The 17,486-nt window shown below is 44.0% G+C and carries 18 protein-coding genes; 1 reads left to right on the forward strand and 17 read right to left on the reverse strand.

Features of this window, described 5'->3' with window-relative positions:
* Nucleotides 1-19 precede the first annotated feature (19 nt).
* The 12 genes from era to rpsU form a co-directional block, all read right to left on the reverse strand.
* Nucleotides 20-925: a GTPase Era gene (era, locus tag AC6F33_RS10645; RefSeq protein ID WP_500777081.1), complete on the reverse strand. Its 906-nt coding sequence runs from the start codon at nt 923-925 to the stop codon at nt 20-22.
* A complete protein-coding gene (locus tag AC6F33_RS10650; protein ID WP_255745408.1) occupies nt 922-1,317 on the reverse strand; it encodes a cytidine deaminase in 396 nt (131 codons plus the stop codon). The genes era and AC6F33_RS10650 overlap by 4 nt, the downstream gene beginning before the upstream one ends.
* Nucleotides 1,318-1,340: 23 nt before the next feature.
* On the reverse strand, nt 1,341-1,712 hold the full coding sequence (locus AC6F33_RS10655; protein ID WP_255745410.1) for a diacylglycerol kinase family protein: 372 nt from the start codon (nt 1,710-1,712) through the stop codon (nt 1,341-1,343).
* 1 nt (nt 1,713) lies between these two features.
* Complete coding sequence (gene ybeY, locus AC6F33_RS10660; protein ID WP_255745411.1) at nt 1,714-2,190, reverse strand: rRNA maturation RNase YbeY; 477 nt, start codon at nt 2,188-2,190, stop codon at nt 1,714-1,716.
* On the reverse strand, nt 2,187-4,337 hold the full coding sequence (locus tag AC6F33_RS10665) for an HD family phosphohydrolase (RefSeq protein WP_255745412.1): 2,151 nt from the start codon (nt 4,335-4,337) through the stop codon (nt 2,187-2,189). The genes ybeY and AC6F33_RS10665 overlap by 4 nt, the downstream gene beginning before the upstream one ends.
* A gap of 91 nt (nt 4,338-4,428) precedes the next feature.
* Nucleotides 4,429-5,388, reverse strand: a complete 960-nt coding sequence (locus AC6F33_RS10670; RefSeq protein ID WP_255745414.1) for a PhoH family protein — start codon at nt 5,386-5,388, stop codon at nt 4,429-4,431.
* 126 nt (nt 5,389-5,514) lie between these two features.
* Nucleotides 5,515-6,729, reverse strand: coding sequence for a sporulation protein YqfD (yqfD, locus tag AC6F33_RS10675; protein WP_500777082.1), 1,215 nt, complete (start codon nt 6,727-6,729; stop codon nt 5,515-5,517).
* 15 nt (nt 6,730-6,744) lie between these two features.
* Nucleotides 6,745-7,026 carry a sporulation protein YqfC gene (yqfC, locus tag AC6F33_RS10680; protein ID WP_255745416.1) on the reverse strand — a complete coding sequence of 94 codons (282 nt, stop codon included), beginning with the start codon at nt 7,024-7,026 and terminating at the stop codon, nt 6,745-6,747.
* 198 nt (nt 7,027-7,224) lie between these two features.
* Entirely contained in the window at nt 7,225-7,683 is a 459-nt protein-coding gene (locus AC6F33_RS10685) for a hypothetical protein (RefSeq protein ID WP_500777083.1), read from the reverse strand.
* Between the two features lie 29 nt (nt 7,684-7,712).
* On the reverse strand, nt 7,713-8,717 hold the full coding sequence (floA, locus tag AC6F33_RS10690) for a flotillin-like protein FloA (RefSeq protein ID WP_255745419.1): 1,005 nt from the start codon (nt 8,715-8,717) through the stop codon (nt 7,713-7,715).
* 139 nt (nt 8,718-8,856) lie between these two features.
* Nucleotides 8,857-9,300, reverse strand: a complete 444-nt coding sequence (locus AC6F33_RS10695; RefSeq protein ID WP_255745420.1) for a GatB/YqeY domain-containing protein — start codon at nt 9,298-9,300, stop codon at nt 8,857-8,859.
* Nucleotides 9,301-9,386: 86 nt separating this feature from the next.
* Nucleotides 9,387-9,566 (reverse strand): 30S ribosomal protein S21, encoded by a 180-nt coding sequence (gene rpsU, locus AC6F33_RS10700; protein WP_010025726.1) that lies wholly within the window; start codon nt 9,564-9,566, stop codon nt 9,387-9,389.
* Nucleotides 9,567-9,845: 279 nt separating this feature from the next.
* Between rpsU and AC6F33_RS10705 the strand changes: the two genes are divergently transcribed.
* A complete protein-coding gene (locus AC6F33_RS10705; RefSeq protein WP_255745422.1) occupies nt 9,846-10,766 on the forward strand; it encodes a Na/Pi symporter in 921 nt (306 codons plus the stop codon).
* A gap of 386 nt (nt 10,767-11,152) precedes the next feature.
* Here AC6F33_RS10705 and mtaB read toward each other — a convergent pair whose 3' ends face one another.
* The 5 genes from mtaB to dnaK all read right to left on the reverse strand — a co-directional run bounded on the left by mtaB (nt 11,153) and on the right by dnaK (nt 17,454).
* Nucleotides 11,153-12,508, reverse strand: coding sequence for a tRNA (N(6)-L-threonylcarbamoyladenosine(37)-C(2))-methylthiotransferase MtaB (mtaB, locus tag AC6F33_RS10710; protein WP_255745424.1), 1,356 nt, complete (start codon nt 12,506-12,508; stop codon nt 11,153-11,155).
* A 2-nt stretch (nt 12,509-12,510) separates the two neighbouring features.
* The gene (locus AC6F33_RS10715; protein ID WP_255745426.1) at nt 12,511-13,278 is read right to left on the reverse strand and encodes a 16S rRNA (uracil(1498)-N(3))-methyltransferase; all 768 of its coding nucleotides are present in this window, start codon (nt 13,276-13,278) and stop codon (nt 12,511-12,513) included.
* Nucleotide 13,279: 1 nt separating this feature from the next.
* Nucleotides 13,280-14,224, reverse strand: a complete 945-nt coding sequence (gene prmA / locus AC6F33_RS10720) for a 50S ribosomal protein L11 methyltransferase (protein WP_480948354.1) — start codon at nt 14,222-14,224, stop codon at nt 13,280-13,282.
* A 62-nt stretch (nt 14,225-14,286) separates the two neighbouring features.
* Nucleotides 14,287-15,417, reverse strand: coding sequence for a molecular chaperone DnaJ (dnaJ, locus tag AC6F33_RS10725; protein WP_255745428.1), 1,131 nt, complete (start codon nt 15,415-15,417; stop codon nt 14,287-14,289).
* 186 nt (nt 15,418-15,603) lie between these two features.
* Nucleotides 15,604-17,454 (reverse strand): molecular chaperone DnaK, encoded by a 1,851-nt coding sequence (gene dnaK / locus AC6F33_RS10730; protein ID WP_255745430.1) that lies wholly within the window; start codon nt 17,452-17,454, stop codon nt 15,604-15,606.
* Nucleotides 17,455-17,486 lie beyond the last annotated feature (32 nt).

The following is a 17,486-nucleotide window of genomic DNA, read 5'->3' on the forward strand; positions in this document are numbered from 1 at the left end:
ATGGATGAGTGGGTACCCATTAATCATCTTGAATTGTGTAGCCGAAGTTCTTGAGTTCCTCTTCTTTATCGCGCCAATTCTTATCCACCTTTACCCACAGCTCCAGGAAAACTTTGGATCCAATTAAGGCTTCAATCTCCTTACGTGCCAACGTTCCGATTTCCTTTAGCATACTGCCTGACCTTCCAATAATAATCCCTTTTTGAGAAGATCGTTCAACCATAATTGTTGCTTGAATTTCTGTAAGATGCCGCTTCTCATCCACTTTCATTTTGTCAATGACAACAGCGATGGCATGCGGCACTTCATCACGGGTCAGATGCAGAATCTTCTCACGTATTAATTCCGCGACAATAAAACGTTCCGGATGATCGGTAACCTGATCATCGGGATAATACTTTGGACCTTCTGGAAGATAATGGCTGATTTGATCCATGAGTGTTGTGACATTTTGGCCTTGAAGCGCTGAGATCGGTATAATTTCTTTAAAAGAATAGAGCTGACAATAACGATCAATAAGGGGCAGCAACTCGTCCGGGTGCACTTTATCAATTTTATTGACAATTAGAAATACAGGTGCATCTGTCTTTTTCAAAAAATCAATAATAAACTGATCGCCTCGCCCATAGCCTTGCTCAGCATCAATAAGAAATAGTACAAGATCTACTTCATTCAATGTAGCAAGTGCAAGCGAGGTCATCATCTGTCCAAGCTTGTGCTTCGGTTTATGTATACCCGGTGTGTCGATAAATACAACTTGCTCGTCATCGGTCGTGTAAATACCGTGAATCTTATTTCGTGTTGTCTGCGCTTTATCACTCATAATTGCAATTTTCTGTCCGAGTACACGGTTCAGCAAGGTTGATTTCCCTACGTTCGGCCGACCGACAATGGCTGCAAATCCTGATTTAAATACCTTACTCATTTCATGTCCTCCGATACGAATGCACCTGGCAGCAGCTGAGCAACCGTGGTGATTTCTGTAATACCTTCTGTGTTCGCCAAAATAACACGCATGTCAGCTGGACACAATTCACTCATGACTTGTCTGCACGCGCCGCACGGAGGCACAGGGCGGCGACTTTCAGCAATCACTGCAATAGCCGTATAATCATGTTCCCCCTCTGAAAATGCTTTAAAGATTGCTGTTCGTTCGGCGCAATTGCATACCGAATATGCAGCATTTTCAATATTGCATCCAGTAAACACTCTACCCGATTTTGTGAGCAGAGCGGCGCCAACTTGATAATGAGAATATGGCACATAAGCCATTTGCATCGCCCCGCGGGCAAGTGAAACAAGCTTTTTGTCATCCATCTATTTACACACTCCTATTATTTTTACGTTAACTTATTCACAACAATAACGATAAATACGGCTACTGAAACAACCGAGAACCACCAGACAGCAGCGGCTGCCGCGTCCTTAGCAGCCTTAGCCATCGGATGCTGCTCTTGCGTAACCAAGTCGACAACCCGCTCAATAGCCGTGTTAACAAGCTCCAGGCTGATCACTCCGCCAATTAAGAGAAACACAATCATTAATTCAATTGGCGACACATGAATGATGATCGAAAAGATAACAACAGCAACCGCAGCGAAAATCTGAATATGAATATTCCGTTCCTGCACAAATGCAAGAATGAAACCGGATATTGCATCCTTAAAACTCTCAACAAGATGTTTGTGTCTCCGAGGATGATGGCCGTTCATCTTAATTCCTGCTTAATCCGAACGAGGAGAGAATAGTTTCCTGAATGCCAAACATTTCTTTCTCCTGTTCCTTAGTTTGATGATCATAGCCGAGTAAGTGAAGCAAGCCATGAATCACGAGAAAGCCAAGTTCACGTTCAAATGAATGATTATATTCAGCTGCCTGTTCATGAGTGCGCTCAACCGAAATAATAATATCTCCAAGTACTCTTGGTTCTCCTTCTTCAGGCAGAATCGGCACCTCATCCTCTCCCATTTCTTCAAGTGCAAATGAGATCACATCGGTTGGACGGTCAATTCCGCGATAGTCGCGGTTAATAACCTGAATTCGTTCATTATCAACAAACGTGAGCGAACACTCAATTTCGCCCTCTAAATCCAAATAATCTGCTGCGTGATCAAGAAGACCGATCACACTTTCTTGTACTTTTTCATTAATTTCTCCAGTTTCATCATGCATATCAATTGTCATTGTCATTTTGTGTTCACCTTTTTCATTTTGAGGTCTTTGGGATATTCAATACGGGAATGGTAAACACCTCTCAGTGTTTCATCGATCGATTTCTCCACACTTTTCAGCTCTTTCAATGTAATTTTGCATTCATCAAACTGACCGTCGCTCAATCGATCATTAAAAATGCTTTTCACAAGATTGTTTACCTTAACCGGATTTGGTTTTTTCATGGCACGAACAGCAGCCTCTATACTGTCGGCAAGTTCGACAACTGCAGCTTCCTTCGTCTGTACTTTAGGACCCGGATATCGAAATTCACTTTCATCTATCGGCTTATCACTTTGTTCCTGCGCTTTCACATAAAAATATTTCAGCAAAGTGGTTCCGTGATGCTGCTCAGCAATGTCGATGATTTCTTTTGGCATACGATATTGGCGCAAAATATCAGCCCCATCATAGGGATGAGAAATAATAATCGTGCGGCTGAGTTGCGGCGAAATTTTGTCATGGGGATTGACCCCGTCCATCTGATTTTCAACGAAAAATTTCGGCCGTTTCGTTTTGCCTACATCATGATAATACGCTGCAACACGGGCAAGCAAACCATTTGCTCCAATGACTTCGCACGCACGTTCCGCTAAATTAGCTACCATGAGACTGTGATGATAAGTTCCCGGTGCTTCAATCAATATCTTTCTGAGCAGCGGATGATTCGGATTTGACAACTCGATCAAACGAATCGGCGAGAGAATGCTGAATCCTGTTTCAAATAGAGGCATCAAACCATTCGTAAGGATTGCCGATAGAAAACCAGATAATGCAGCAAAACCAAGGCTGAGGCCGGTGTTTAGCGGTGAGAACGGTGTGTTTTGGAACATTAATAATGAAAGAACAACGAGCACATTCACGAGGGCTATGAGCCCGCCGGTTTGGATAATTTTCGGGCGGGCCTGGCGCTTCCGCAAAACCATTGCACCTGCCAGCGAAGAAAAGAATAAATAAATACCTAATGTCGAATCAAAAATTGCTGCCTTTGCACTGATTCCGAACAAGACACTGCCGACCACTGAAAGAAGAAAGCCTGAGACAATGGCTATTCGTTCATTGAGCAGAATTCGTATCATCAGTGACGCCATGGCCAGTGGCACAAGAAAGCTGATCCCCGTTAAATTGGTGAGTTTAAGATAGCTGCAAAGCTTTATGAGCGCGGCAGCTCCTGAAAAAATGATTGCATAGATATATAAAAATTTCACTGAATACTGCGGATGCTTCTCTTTAAAACGATAATATTCGAACCAAAAAATAAACATAATAAAGCCGGTGAAAAGGAGAAGTCCGACAAAAGGAATGATATTAAAATGATCATCAAGCAAGCCGACCAGCTTAAGCTGACGTATCATATCATTTGTAATCAGTTCACCCTTTTTTACGATAACCTCGCCTTGGTGAATCACCACGTTGTCAACGTTTCTTGCAGCTTCCTGTTTATTCTGTTTTGTCGCGTTAGCATCAAAAGAATAATTAGCCGTGATGTAAGAATGCAGCACATCGTTCAAAGCACCTCGTATACTGTCGTTCAATACCGAGGACGGCAAGGAGGCCGATGCTTTGTCCTGAACACGTTCCAGATCATTCCAACCGACTTTATCGTTCATTGCTTCATAGATACCGGTGCTTGCAATATCCTCAGCAATTTGCAGATTATGGTCCGATGCCGTAAGCAGAGCAGTCAGTGTATTGTCTGATAAATGGGAATCAGCTGAATCTGAAAGACGTTCCGATATCATTTTAATCGCTGTATTGATCTGATCCTGATCCGAATCAGCAGATATCTTTTGCTCCTTTTTTACTGACGCAATTGTGTCAAACAGATCGCCGACTTTTTCAACCTGCATAAGCCCGAGATTTTTATTATAAGCGTAGGCGGACGGTGTTGATCCGATCGCTTCCTGCCGTTTCGCATGCGTTGCTTGAGTATCTACTGTATCAATTGGCGACTGTATATCGGTGGTTGCTATTTCATGAAGCTTCACATTCGGATTTTTGGGCAGGACACTGCCGATCATCAGCCCGTACAAAATGAGACCGACAATGAGCAGAATACTCCAATCAGCTAGATACGTTAGAGCAAATCGTTTTATTTTTTGTTTGAATTGGATTTGTGATGTCATTGCTGCGCCTCCGCAACTTGTTTCCACTGCTTAGCCGGCAAACAAACCGGACGAGCCTTTCTCAATTGCGAATCAGACGTCCTTTCAACAGTCAGTCGCCATATGCTTCAATAATTTTTTGCACAAGCGGATGCCTTACAACATCAGTGCGATTTAAATTAATAAAAGATATACCATCGACATGTTCCAGTAATTCTTTAGCCGTCTTCAGTCCTGACTTTTTTCCCTTCGGTAGGTCCACTTGGGTCACATCACCTGTAATAATCATTTTCGAGCCGAATCCAAGACGTGTCAGGAACATTTTCATTTGCTCCTGAGTTGTATTCTGTGCCTCATCCAAGATGACATAGGCATCTTCCAAGGTCCGCCCTCGCATATAAGCAAGCGGTGCTACTTCAATTGTCCCACGTTCAATTAAGCGGAGTGTGTGTTCCGAACCCAGCACGTCGTGAAGCGCATCGTACAGAGGCCGCAGATACGGATCGACCTTCTCTTTTAAATCTCCGGGAAGGAATCCAAGACTTTCTCCGGCTTCCACTGCCGGCCTTGTTAAAACGAGACGTTTGATTTTTCCCGCTTTCATTGCGGTCACCGCCATAACGACCGCCAAATATGTTTTTCCTGTTCCTGCTGGACCAATAGCAAACACCATGTCGTGTTTTCTGATTGCCTCAACATATTGCTTTTGACCAAGTGTTTTGACACGAATAGGTTTTCCTTTGCTGTTGGTCGTGATTTCATTCTCATATAAGCCGCCAAAGGCTTCCAACTGGCCGTTATCAGCCATTTTGAGCGCATAGACCGCATCTCGCCCTGTAATGGAGATTCCTCTTCTTATCAGGCTCAGAAGCGCACTCAGCACTTGTTCAACTTTACGTGCATCTGCCTCGCTCTCTGCTGAGACACTAACTGATCCGCCTCGCGTTACAATTGAAATACCAAGTGTCTGTTCAATTATTTTTAAATGTGCATCTCCTGGTCCGAAAAGCATCAGCGCTTCGTTTCCATTTTCAAAATCCAGTGTAATTTTATATAAATGGCGTTCTGGCAAGCTCTATGTGTCCTCCTCAAAAATCAGTAGCGTTTCCATCATTTTACCATATCTCGATGTTTAAATTCCAATCCGTTTTGATGTACATCTCCGAAGGCTCGCAAAAGAAAAACGGATGCACGTTTGTCAATCCGTTTTCTGCTTCATTTTTTTCGTCTCTTTTTTTACATCAATTGCTTTAGATTCGGCAATGTTCTCATTCACGACTTGGTGCGTTCGGATATAAAGACTGTTATTCACGACTTTTTTATAATCGACTGCAGAAGTTATTATTTTCGATTCTTTTGGAAGGCTGTCCAGTAATTTTTTATCGGAAGACTCAATAGCATCCTTGATTGCCTGTTTCTGCGTTAGTTTACGTTCGACTGTCTTCTTTTGTCTGTAGTCTTCCCGAATAAACGCAAAGGGGGTCTTCCAGATCAGAAAACGAATCGGCTTTTTAGTGGTTTCACGATCGTACTGCTTGAAGGGCTTAGACTTGATTCCCCATAGCGGTATCTGTGCCTGCCACATCTTTACTTTATATTTAAAATAAACGTTGCCGGAATAAAGCGTATAATGGCTGACAAGCGGAATTTGTGCTTCTGAATGATACCAAGTTTCCCCGACTACTTTTCCTTTTGCGGAAACAAATCGAGAGAATTTCTCATTTCCAATCTTGCCGCTGACTAATACTTGGCCTTTTTTCACAAATTGGTCGCTTTCAACAACAGGTTGTCCGGTTTCAACAAATAAACGCTGAACAACCGCTTGCTTGGTTGCGACAAGATTTCTTGGCCCTGCAACCGATTTCGGCTTCGGATATTTCTTTTGTACAACGCTGACCTTATAGGTGGTACCCTCCTTTGAAACGCCGATCCATGTCACTTTAGTCAATTTTGTCGACAAGGCGCTTTCAAGATGACCGGTATCTGGAATAAACAGGTCAAGTGATCCCTCATATAAATGATTCTGTTTCAGAATGCTGCGGATTTGCGTCTCCAATTTAACATCTGCGCCGTCAATTCGGATCGACCACACCATGTTCGAAAGGATGAGCAGCAGCAGAATAAAGAATATAAAACCCACTGTAATTCCCAACCGCAGCTTTATTTTCTTCATAAAAAAGGGCAGGCCTGCTTTTCTAAGAATACGAATTCGGCAATCCGAGGCCTTGAGCCACTTCTTTAAAGTATTCGAGTCGGCAAGTTCTATAAAACAAATGAGGGTTGTCTCATTTTTGCGCACAATATGCCATATTTTCACGTGTTCGCGCATACATAGGCGGATAAATTTTTCGGGATCTTTACCAATGATCTCTGCTTTTAAATAGCCCTCTGCACGATGAAAAGTATGCTTCAACCTGCCAGCCTCCCTTCAGTTATCCACAAATCGAACATCATTCACCTGTCCTTGAAGAACGATTTCTTTCTCTAAAATAGTCTCCAGAACAAAATCATCACCCGCAATATGAAGCTCGCCTTTGCTCAGTGCGAGTCTCAGTTCAGTTTTTGAAAACGCGAGAACACTTTCGTAGTTTTCTATGGAGAGACGGAACTGGCCGATTAAGGTTAGACGAGGCACACCCAATACAACATCTTCAGGAATGTCGGACACTTCGGCAAACCATTTTTTAAACTGAGCGCTCCATTTTCTCATGATCTCTCTCCACCTCTTTACAACCTTATGAGCAAAGAATGGCGGCTAGCACTATGAATCTGCCAAATTGCCGAGAAAGTCTGATGAGAGTGTGACCTGGCTACGCCTTATATTATTTTTTTGATCTTTATATTTTCTTAGCTTGTATAACTAAAAAGATCCGTCAGCCATTTCGGCTGCGGATCTTATCGTTATGGGTTAACGTATTCGTTTTTTCACAAAAAAAGGATGCGGTTGAACGGCTCGCGGTTTCCCAATGCATTCTGAAAAAATAAAGGCTTGGCGCAGCGCATCTTGATTCCGGCTCCATCCCGTTCCAGAATTTCCAGATATAGAAGTTCTCGGTGTATCTCGCATCCCGCCTGCTGCTTTTTTGCTAGAAGACTGGTCGATGCGTTTCTTAGTTTCATAATATTGCTTCATGAATTCATTTTCTGCGGGAATATCAGCAGATGCCTGTTCAGTTACCGAATCAGATTTCCGCTGTGCTGTTCTGCCGGGTTCAGAACGTTGTCGTACGGTCCGTTGAACCTGAGGCCGTGCAGTTCCTGACCTTCCGCGTTCCTGACGACGTTTTTGTTCTTCAGCATTTTGCTTTTCAACAGACTTCGCTACATAAAAAACTAACAATATGACGAGTCCGATAACCCAAACCATTGCCTCGCCTCCTTTACGAATCGCAACGGTTACTTATACTCATCGCCTGATGTATTGTCGCTGTTGTTCTCTTTGCCAAACGAGTGACGCATTTCCGTATCTGCTTTGATATTATTGTAATTCATGTAATCCATGACGCCTAATTTTCCCGATTTTAGCGCAGATGCCATGGCAAGCGGTACCTCAGACTCAGCCTCAACAACTTTAGCACGCATCTCTTCGACACGCGCGCGCATTTCCTGTTCATTGGCAACAGCCATCGCGCGACGTTCTTCAGCCTTTGCTTGGGCAATGTTTTTGTCTGCTTCAGCTTGTTCGGTCTGCAGAAAAGCACCAATATTCTTGCCGACATCAACATCGGCAATATCGATTGATAAAATTTCAAAAGCAGTTCCTGCGTCAAGACCCTTTTCAAGCACGGTCTTTGAAATCGTATCCGGATTTTTTAAAACGTCTTTATGAGTATGTGATGCACCAATTGTGCTGACAACGCCTTCGCCGACACGGGCAACAACCGTTTCCTCGCCTGCACCGCCGACTAGACGGTCAATATTGGCACGAACGGTAATTCGCGCCTTGACTTTAACTTCAATACCGTTAATGGCGACGCCGGCAATATACGGTGTTTCGATAACTTTTGGGTTGACGCTCATCTGCACCGCTTCAAGAACATTTCGTCCGGCCAGATCAATTGCCGCCGCACGTTCAAAGGTAAGCGCAATATTCGCACGATGTGCAGCAATCAGTGCGTTGACGACACGGTCAACGTTGCCGCCGGCTAGATAATGACTTTCCAGTTGATTGGTATGCAAATCAAGGCCTGCTTTGGTCGCTTTGATCAGCGGATCGATGACGCGTCTTGGAACAACTCGCCTCAGCCTCATACCGATCAATGTAAAGATGCTGATACGAACCCCTGATGACAAAGCCGAGATCCACAGCATCACCGGTACAAAAGTGAAAAGAATGACAATCGCGATAATGATAAGTGCCGCAATAATTAATATCCCAACTGTTGAAGCATCTAATTGCATGTACTCATCCCCTAACTATTCATAATCTGGCACAGCCAGTCTTTACCTGTGTTCACCATACAAAGCGCTTCAAAAAAGAAGAGCTTATGTAAACAAAGCTCTGTTTGCATTTTTAACAAACAGAGCTTCCTTTTTTCTTTTAACTTAATTTACTGCGCACGATTTTATTGATCATGCTGCCATCCGCCCGGCCTTTGACTTTCGGCATGACTGCTTTCATCACTTTGCCGATATCTGCCTTGGAGGCAGCGCCGACTTCCGAAATTGTTTCATCTATAATCGCCGCAACTTTCTCTTCAGAAAGCTGTTCAGGCATATAAGATTGGACAATTGCAATTTCATTGGTGACTTCATCAACTAGATCCTGTCGCCCTGCATTCTTAAACTCTTGGAGGGAGTCTTTCCTCTGCTTAAGTTCTCGGGCCAGAACCGCCAGTGCCTCGTCATCGGACAATGGTTTACCAAGCTTGATCGATTCGTTCTGCAGCGATGTCTTGATCATGCGAATAACCGAGAGACGAGCTTTCTCCCTCGCTTTCATCGCTTGTTTCATATCTGTAGTCAAACGATCAACAAGGCTCATTTGTAGTGCTCCTTTTTCGATAGTGTCCAAATCGCAGGGAAAATCGCAATCATTTATAAGCAAATTCCCTTTGTTGAACAAATCTCTTAATATCTGCGGCGTTTTTTACGCGCAGCCTCAGATTTCTTCTTACGCTTAACACTTGGTTTCTCGTAATTTCTCCGTTTCTTAACTTCTGCTAATGTACCGGATTTAGAGACCGACCGTTTAAAGCGTCGCAGCGCATCTTCAATCGATTCATTCTTCCGAACTCTTGTCTCGACCATCTTTGTTTCCCTCCCTCCAAAAACGAAAACAACTCAACTGACATCTTTTATGTCAATTGCCATTATATACGATAAAAAACAAATTATCAAATTTAGGAAAGCGTTTTTTCCATACTTCTCTAAAATTATACATTGATCTAATCAATAATTGAGGCTGTTCATTTATTTTTGCCAGTCGGTCTAACCAGCAATTCTTTTTTCAGGTCAATTATTTTGCATAGAAATTTTTTTGTCATTCCTGATTACCCTTGTCCATACAATAGGACGAGGTGATCGACCGTGGATCAGCAGGTTATTCTTTTTATTTTATATATTTTACTTTTTTTATTCGGTATGGGTGTCATGACAGGCGGAATGCATGCATTGGTAGGAAACCGAATGCGTCGAACACTTGAGCGTGCCGCAAGTACGCCATTAAAGGGGCTTGTGATCGGCACATTTGCGTCTATGCTGCTGCAGAGCAGCTCTGCCGTGACAATCATTACTGTCGGCTTAATCGGCGCACAGGCGATGCGCTTTTCGCAAAGTGTCGGTATTATTCTTGGCGCCAATATCGGCACAACCTTGACCGGAGAAATTGCTGCTTTGCCTGTTGGTTCCATTCATTATGTTTTTTTAGGAGCAGGATTGCTCACCATGTGTCTGCCGTTTCGCCGCTTTTTTTCGATTGGATCCTTCCTATTCGGCATCGGCTGTCTGTTTGCATCAATGAACGGCTTCAGTTCTTTATCTGAAACTCTTGTTCAATCGCCGTTTATTCGCGATCTACTTGTCGATGCCAACGAGAGTATGATTTACGCAGTCATTGTCGGCACACTATTTTCGGCGATCATACAATCCAGTTCCGCAACCCTGCTTGTTTGCATGGGCTTTTTAGACCACAATATTTTGTCACTTCCTGCTGCAATTGCAATCATGCTCGGCTCGAATGTAGGCACATGTCTCACAACTTATATTGCAAGTCTCGGAACCGGAAGGGAAGGACGATGGACCGCATATACTCATATTCTTTTCAATGTCCTGAGCGTTATCGTCTTCTTTCCGTTCATTCACTTTATGTCCGACTATTCCATGATGATCGGCGGCACCGGACGAGCAGCCCTCGCTCACGCCTCCGTTCTTTTCAACCTAATCACTGGTTTTATTGCTGTGCCTCTGGCAGGTCCGTTCGGTCGCTGGGTGGAGCGCACCCGATTATAAGAAAACCGCGCAAAAGCGCCCGGTCCTTACTTTCACAGGACGTGATGGCTTTCGCGTTGCATACAGGACGCATGCGTATTTAGCGAAAGCTCCTTTATTGAAAGCTCCTTTGCAAATATTGTTTTTGATCATTAACCTTGTGCTTGAAAAGACCGTTCTATTTTCATAAATTATTTTGGTCCTTCATTAAGTTAACGAGTAAAATAAGCAGAATTTTTCCGTCTATTTCTCAGATTGGGTGCTTGCTTGCCTGATCGCCCACCCGTATCCTATGACGTTGATCATCGTACCAGCAAGGAAGAACGATATACTTTCTTTTCTTGTAAGAAAAAAACCTGCCGATTGGCAAGTTTTGATTACAGCAGGTAAATAGATGTGCTTAAAAGTCAGCTTAAACCCATTGCTTCTGAGGGTTCATTTTCCGCAATGCGCACATATACACCTTCATTTATTGGATAGCCTGTTTTTATGAGCTTAACACGGACCAATTTTCCGACAATATCCTTAGATGGATATTTAAATTTCACTTTTAGATAGTTATCAGTAAATCCTACAAAATAACCATCAGGTTCGCGGTGATTCAAGGGTTCCTCCGGAATGACTTCCAGCACTTGATTAAGATACTTTTCTGCATAGTCCGCTGAAAGTTTGGTTGACAATTCAATCAAGCGGTTAACACGATCATGCTTGACTTCATCAGGGACTTGATCCGGCATGCCTGCTGCCGGCGTACCCGTTCTCTGCGAATATGGAAAAACATGGAGTTCTGAGAAATGAAGATCCCGAATGAAATCATAGGTTTCCTGAAACTCTTCATCTGTCTCTCCCGGAAAACCGACAATGACATCCGACGTCAGAGCAAAATCAGGCAGTGCTTCACGCAAGCGCGCAATTTTCTCCGCAAAAAAACCTGTTTTGTATTTGCGGTGCATGCGCTCGAGCACACTGTCCGAACCTGCTTGAAGCGGAATATGAAGATGTCTGGCCAGAATCTTTGATTTGCCCACAACATCGATCACTTCATCAGTAATTTGACTGGCTTCAATTGAAGAGATTCTCAAACGCTTCAACCCGCGCACATTCTTCTCTAAATCACGCAGCAGCTGCGCGAAATTGTAATTGTCCATGTCTTCGCCATAGCCTGCCGTATGTATTCCGGTCAGAACAATTTCCTTATAGCCGGCGTCGACCAGCTGCTGTGCCTGCTTCAACACATTCTCAGGTTCGCGGGAGCGTAAAAGTCCACGTGCCCAAGGAATCACGCAAAATGTGCAAAAGTTATTGCATCCTTCTTGAATCTTCAGTGATGCCCGTGTTCGATCCGTAAACTCAGGAACATCCAATTCTTCGTAAATTTTCGCTTTCATAATATCACTTACACCGTTAATCGGTTCCCGATCTTTTCGGTACTGATCAACGAACCCAAGCAAGCGATTACGGTCTTGCGTACCGACAACAATATCTACTCCGGGTATAGACATAACTTCAGCAGGTGAGGTCTGAGCATAACAGCCCGTCACGCAAATAACAGCATCCGGATTGTTGCGAATGGCACGACGAATCGTCTGTCGGCTTTTTTGGTCGCCCGTATTTGTTACCGTGCATGTATTAATGACATAAACATCTGCATGTCTTTCAAATTCAGCACGATCATAGCCGCTCTTCTTAAAAAGCTGCCAGATCGCTTCGGTTTCGTAATGATTGACTTTGCATCCTAAAGTGTGAAAAGCAACAGAGGGCATTTTTAATCATCCACCTCACAATTTAGTAATTCAAAATGATAGGAAATTGCTGACAACAGATAGATTGCTGCCGTCTCGGTTCTCAATATTCTTGGACCAAGTCCGCAAAGTAAAAAGCCATGATCTTCAAGTTTCTTTGCCTCATCGACAGTAATACCGCCTTCCGGGCCGATAACTGCCAGCAGTCGGTCACCTTTACTCATCTTTTTCAATAGAGTGGGAAATCCAGCCTGTGCACCGGATTTAGCCGTCTCCTCAAAAGCAACCATTTTAAAGGGGTAGGAGGTCCCAAGGGCGATCAATTGATCAAGGCCCATTGGTTCGCTCAGCTTAGGAATATACAGGCGATGCGATTGTTCTGCGGCTTCCTTGCTGATTTTCTCCAGACGAAGCCGTTTTTTGTCCTTTTTATCTTTTTTCCAAAGCGCTATTGATCGCTGGGCTTGAAAAGGGATAAAAAGGGAGGCGCCGCATTCCGTCCCCTTTTGAATGATTGTATCAAATTTATCGGCCTTGGGTATGCCTTGAGCAACGGTCACCTGAATGGGAAGCTCAGGATTGTTCGTCATTTTTTGCTTAATGATTGCGCAGACCTGTCCTTCGTCAGTGCTCTCAATAGAACAAAGATAAGCTTCCCCTTTGTTATTGGCACAAATAAGCGGATCAGAAGGCTTCATGCGCATCACCTTTTGAATATGACGAGCATCATCACCGGTAATGACAACTTTATTTTCAGTAAAATGATCCTCAGGAATAAAGTAACGCTGCATTTCAATTCGCCTTCTCAGCGACGAGAGCAACCCAGTCACCGGAGTCCAATTCTTCGATCACGCGCAATCCGGATTTAATAAGTGCTTCTTCCACTTGATCTTTTTTCGGTCTGATGATGCCTGAAGCAATAAGTTTGCCATCTTTTTGCAATAGATTTGCGACTCCGCCTTCTGCCAACCGGATCACAAGTTCGGCAAGAAGATTGGCAACAACAATGGTATACTTGCCTTCGACATTGTCAGAAAGGTTGTTGCGGCTGACCGAAACAACATCTTGAACTTTATTCAATTTGACATTAATTTTGGCAGATTGAACAGCTACTTGATCCAAATCCACTGCAGTGACCCTCGCTGCCCCCAACTTTGCCGCCGCAATGGACAATACACCGGTGCCGGTTCCGACATCAAGCACCTCGGCATGTTCAGACAAATATTTTTCAAGTGCCTCAATACAGAGCACGGTTGTCGGATGTGTCCCTGTACCGAATGCCATTCCGGGGTCAAGCTCAATCACCTTTCGATTCGGATCATCCGGTTGAAATTCTTCCCATGTAGGAGCGATATAAAAATGTTCACCTACACGCACCGGTTTATAATACTTTTTCCAAGCGGTTGCCCACTCTTCCTCATTATGCTCGCTGAACGTAAGACGCCCATCACCCATGTCGATATCATACAAAAGAAGGTTGTTCAGCGATTGCTTAATTTCTTCAACCGTTTCTCCAAGAAAGCTGTTGACAGGCAAATACGCTTTTACGTTTACGCCTTCAATCGGATAGTCAGCGGGATCAAGTGAATATTCCGCACCGTCATCGGATTGAAATGTTTTTTGCAGATCCTGAGAATCTTCAATAACGACACCGCCTGCGCCGGCTTCATAGAGAACATTAGTCACCGGCTCGATCGCTTCTTCAGTTGTATGAATACAAATTTCCGACCATCTCATCGCGTAAGTGGATTCGCTCCTTGTAGATGTTTCATTTTTTATTCATTGCTTAAAAAGAGTGATCAATCAGCCTTAAATACTTTTTTCATCTTGCCAAGGATGCCTTCATCATCTTCACTTAATTTATTTCCACTAAGTTCAGCAAGTTTCTTGAAAACTGCTTTTTCTTCAGTGGACAGATGCTTCGGTGTGACAACCTTAACGGTGACATGTTCATCGCCTTGACCATAGCCTCTGACATTCTTGATTCCCTTGCCTCTCAGGCGAAATTTAGTGCCGGTCTGAGTTCCTGCAGGAATACGCAGCTTCACGTTTCCATACAGAGTCGGTACTTCGATTTCATCGCCAAGTGCTGCTTGGGCAAAATTCAAAGGAACATCCAATAAGACATCATCACCGGCTCGTTGGTAATATTTATGCGGCTTGACACTGAATACAATGTACAGATCTCCTGACGGTCCTCCGTTCACTCCTGGTTCACCATGACCGGATAAACGAATCTGCTGGCCGTCGTCAATACCCGCAGGAATCTTGACTTCGATCTTTTTGTTCACTTTCATCTTGCCTGTGCCTGCACAAGTTCCGCATGGATTCTTAATAATCTTGCCGGTGCCGTGGCAGTACGGACAAACGCGGCGATTCACAATACGTCCAAACGGTGTATTCTGTTCCTGATTCAATTGCCCGGTACCGTGACAATGAGAACATTGTGCCGGCTTAGTACCCGGCTTCGCACCGGTTCCGTGACAAGTCGTACATGTTTCTTCCTTCGGTATCCGGATATCGGTAGTTTTGCCGAACGCGGCCTCTTCGAAGGTAATCGACATTTCGTATTGCAGATCCGATCCCTGACGCGGAGCATTAGGATCACGGCGTCTCGAACCGCCGCCATTAAAAATTTGATCAAAAATATCGCCGAACCCGCCAAAGTCGGCACCGCTGAACCCTTGAGCTCCGCCAAAGCCTCCTTGATTCGGGTCTGCCTCGCCAAATTGATCATACTGCGCTCTTTTTTGAGGGTCACTTAAAGTCTCGTAGGCCTTTGTGACCTCTTTAAATTTTTCCGGCGCATCCGCATCTTTATTTACATCGGGATGGTATTTTCGTGCCAGTTTTCGAAACGCTTTTTTAATTTCATCCTTCGAGGCGTCTTTATTTACGCCTAGGATTTCGTAATAATCCCGCTTACTCATCAAATCACTCCCGAAATGATTTCACATAGAGTTTATCATATCATTCGCTTGACTGCTTAAGCAAGAAAAAGCCAAAGCCAGAAACCATGTCCGACTTCGACTTTCTCACAAAAAATTGCTTTCAGGCTTAATCATGGAAGCTGCAAAGCGCTCCGTTGAACAGATCAATAACTAGCGTATGACTGATCAGTTCTTTTTGTTCTTGTCTTTGTCCTCATCATCGACTTCTTTGTAGTCAGCATCAACAACATTGTCGTCGTCCTTTTTACCGCTAGCTGAGCCTTGAGCACCTTGAGCTTGTTGTGCTTGCTGTGCCTGTTGGTACAACTTAACTGAGAGCTGTTGAACGATTTCATTCAGTTCATCTTTTGCAGCCTTGATCGCTTCATTATCTTTGCCGTCCAATGCTTTTTTCAGCTTATCCTTAGCTGCCTCTGCTTTTGATTTCTCAGAAGCATCAACCTTATCGCCAAGGTCTTTCAGTGTCTTTTCCGTTGCAAAAATTAATTGGTCTGCTTCATTACGGAGATCAACTTCCTCTTTACGCTGCTTATCTGCATCGGCATTTGCTTCAGCATCCTTAACCATCTTATCAATTTCTTCGTCACTTAGACCTGAAGACGATTGAATCGTGATGGATTGTTCCTTATTCGTACCTTTGTCTTTTGCTTTAACATTTACAATACCGTTTGCATCAATTTCGAACGTTACTTCAATCTGCGGAATGCCGCGTGGAGCCGGCGGAATATCAGTCAATTGGAAACGTCCAAGCGTTTTATTATCCGCGGCCATCTGGCGTTCACCTTGAAGCACATGGATGTCCACGGCCGTCTGGTTGTCCGCTGCCGTTGAGAACACTTGCGATTTGCTTGTCGGAATCGTTGTGTTGCGATCGATCAATTTCGTGAACACACCGCCCATTGTTTCAATACCAAGTGAAAGCGGAGTAACGTCAAGCAGTACGACATCCTTAACATCGCCGGTGAGAACGCCGCCTTGAATTGCCGCTCCGACGGCAACAACCTCGTCAGGGTTTACACCCTTGCTTGGTTCCTTGCCTGTCAGGTTCTTGATTGCTGCTTGAACAGCAGGAATACGAGTTGATCCACCGACGAGAACGATTTTGTGAATATCGTCCATCGTCATATCTGCGTCGGACAATGCCTGACGAACAGGACCCATCGTCGATTCAACGAGGTCTGCAGTCAATTCATCGAATTTCGCACGTGAGAGATTCATTTCCAAGTGTTTCGGACCGGTTGCGTCAGCAGAGATAAATGGCAGTGAGATTTGAGCCTGTGAAACACCGGAAAGCTCTTTCTTTGCTTTTTCAGACGCATCTTTCAAACGTTGCAGCGCCATTTTATCACCGGAGAGGTCAATACCGGTTTCCTTCTTAAATTCACTGACTAAATAATTGATAATGCGTTCGTCGAAATCGTCGCCGCCAAGTCTGTTGTTTCCGGCAGTTGCTTTAACTTCGAAAATGCCGTCGCCTAGTTCAAGAATGGATACGTCAAACGTACCACCGCCAAGGTCGAAAACAAGAATCGTCTGATCTTCGCCTTTGTCAAGACCATAAGCAAGCGATGCTGCCGTTGGTTCGTTGATAATTCTCAGAACTTCGAGTCCGGCAATCTTACCGGCATCTTTAGTTGCCTGACGTTGAGCGTCATTAAAGTAAGCCGGTACCGTGATAACTGCCTTTTCTACTTTTTCGCCAAGATATGCCTCAGCGTCTGATTTCAATTTTTGAAGAATAATTGCTGAGATTTCCTGCGGTGTATATTTTTTACCTTCCGCCTCAACCTTATAGTCCGTACCCATATGACGTTTGATCGAAAGAATCGTATTCGGGTTGGTTACTGCTTGGCGTTTTGCCACTTCACCGACCTGACGTTCGCCATTCTTAAAAGCAACGGCAGAAGGAGTAGTACGCGCACCTTCCGGGTTAGGAATAACGACCGGTTCGCCGCCTTCCATAACTGCCACACAAGAGTTTGTTGTTCCTAAGTCAATACCAATAATTTTACTCATGTTCATTTCCTCCTAATATTTAAAAAACATTA

This window comes from Sporolactobacillus sp. BBK16-2 (genome assembly GCF_059878335.1).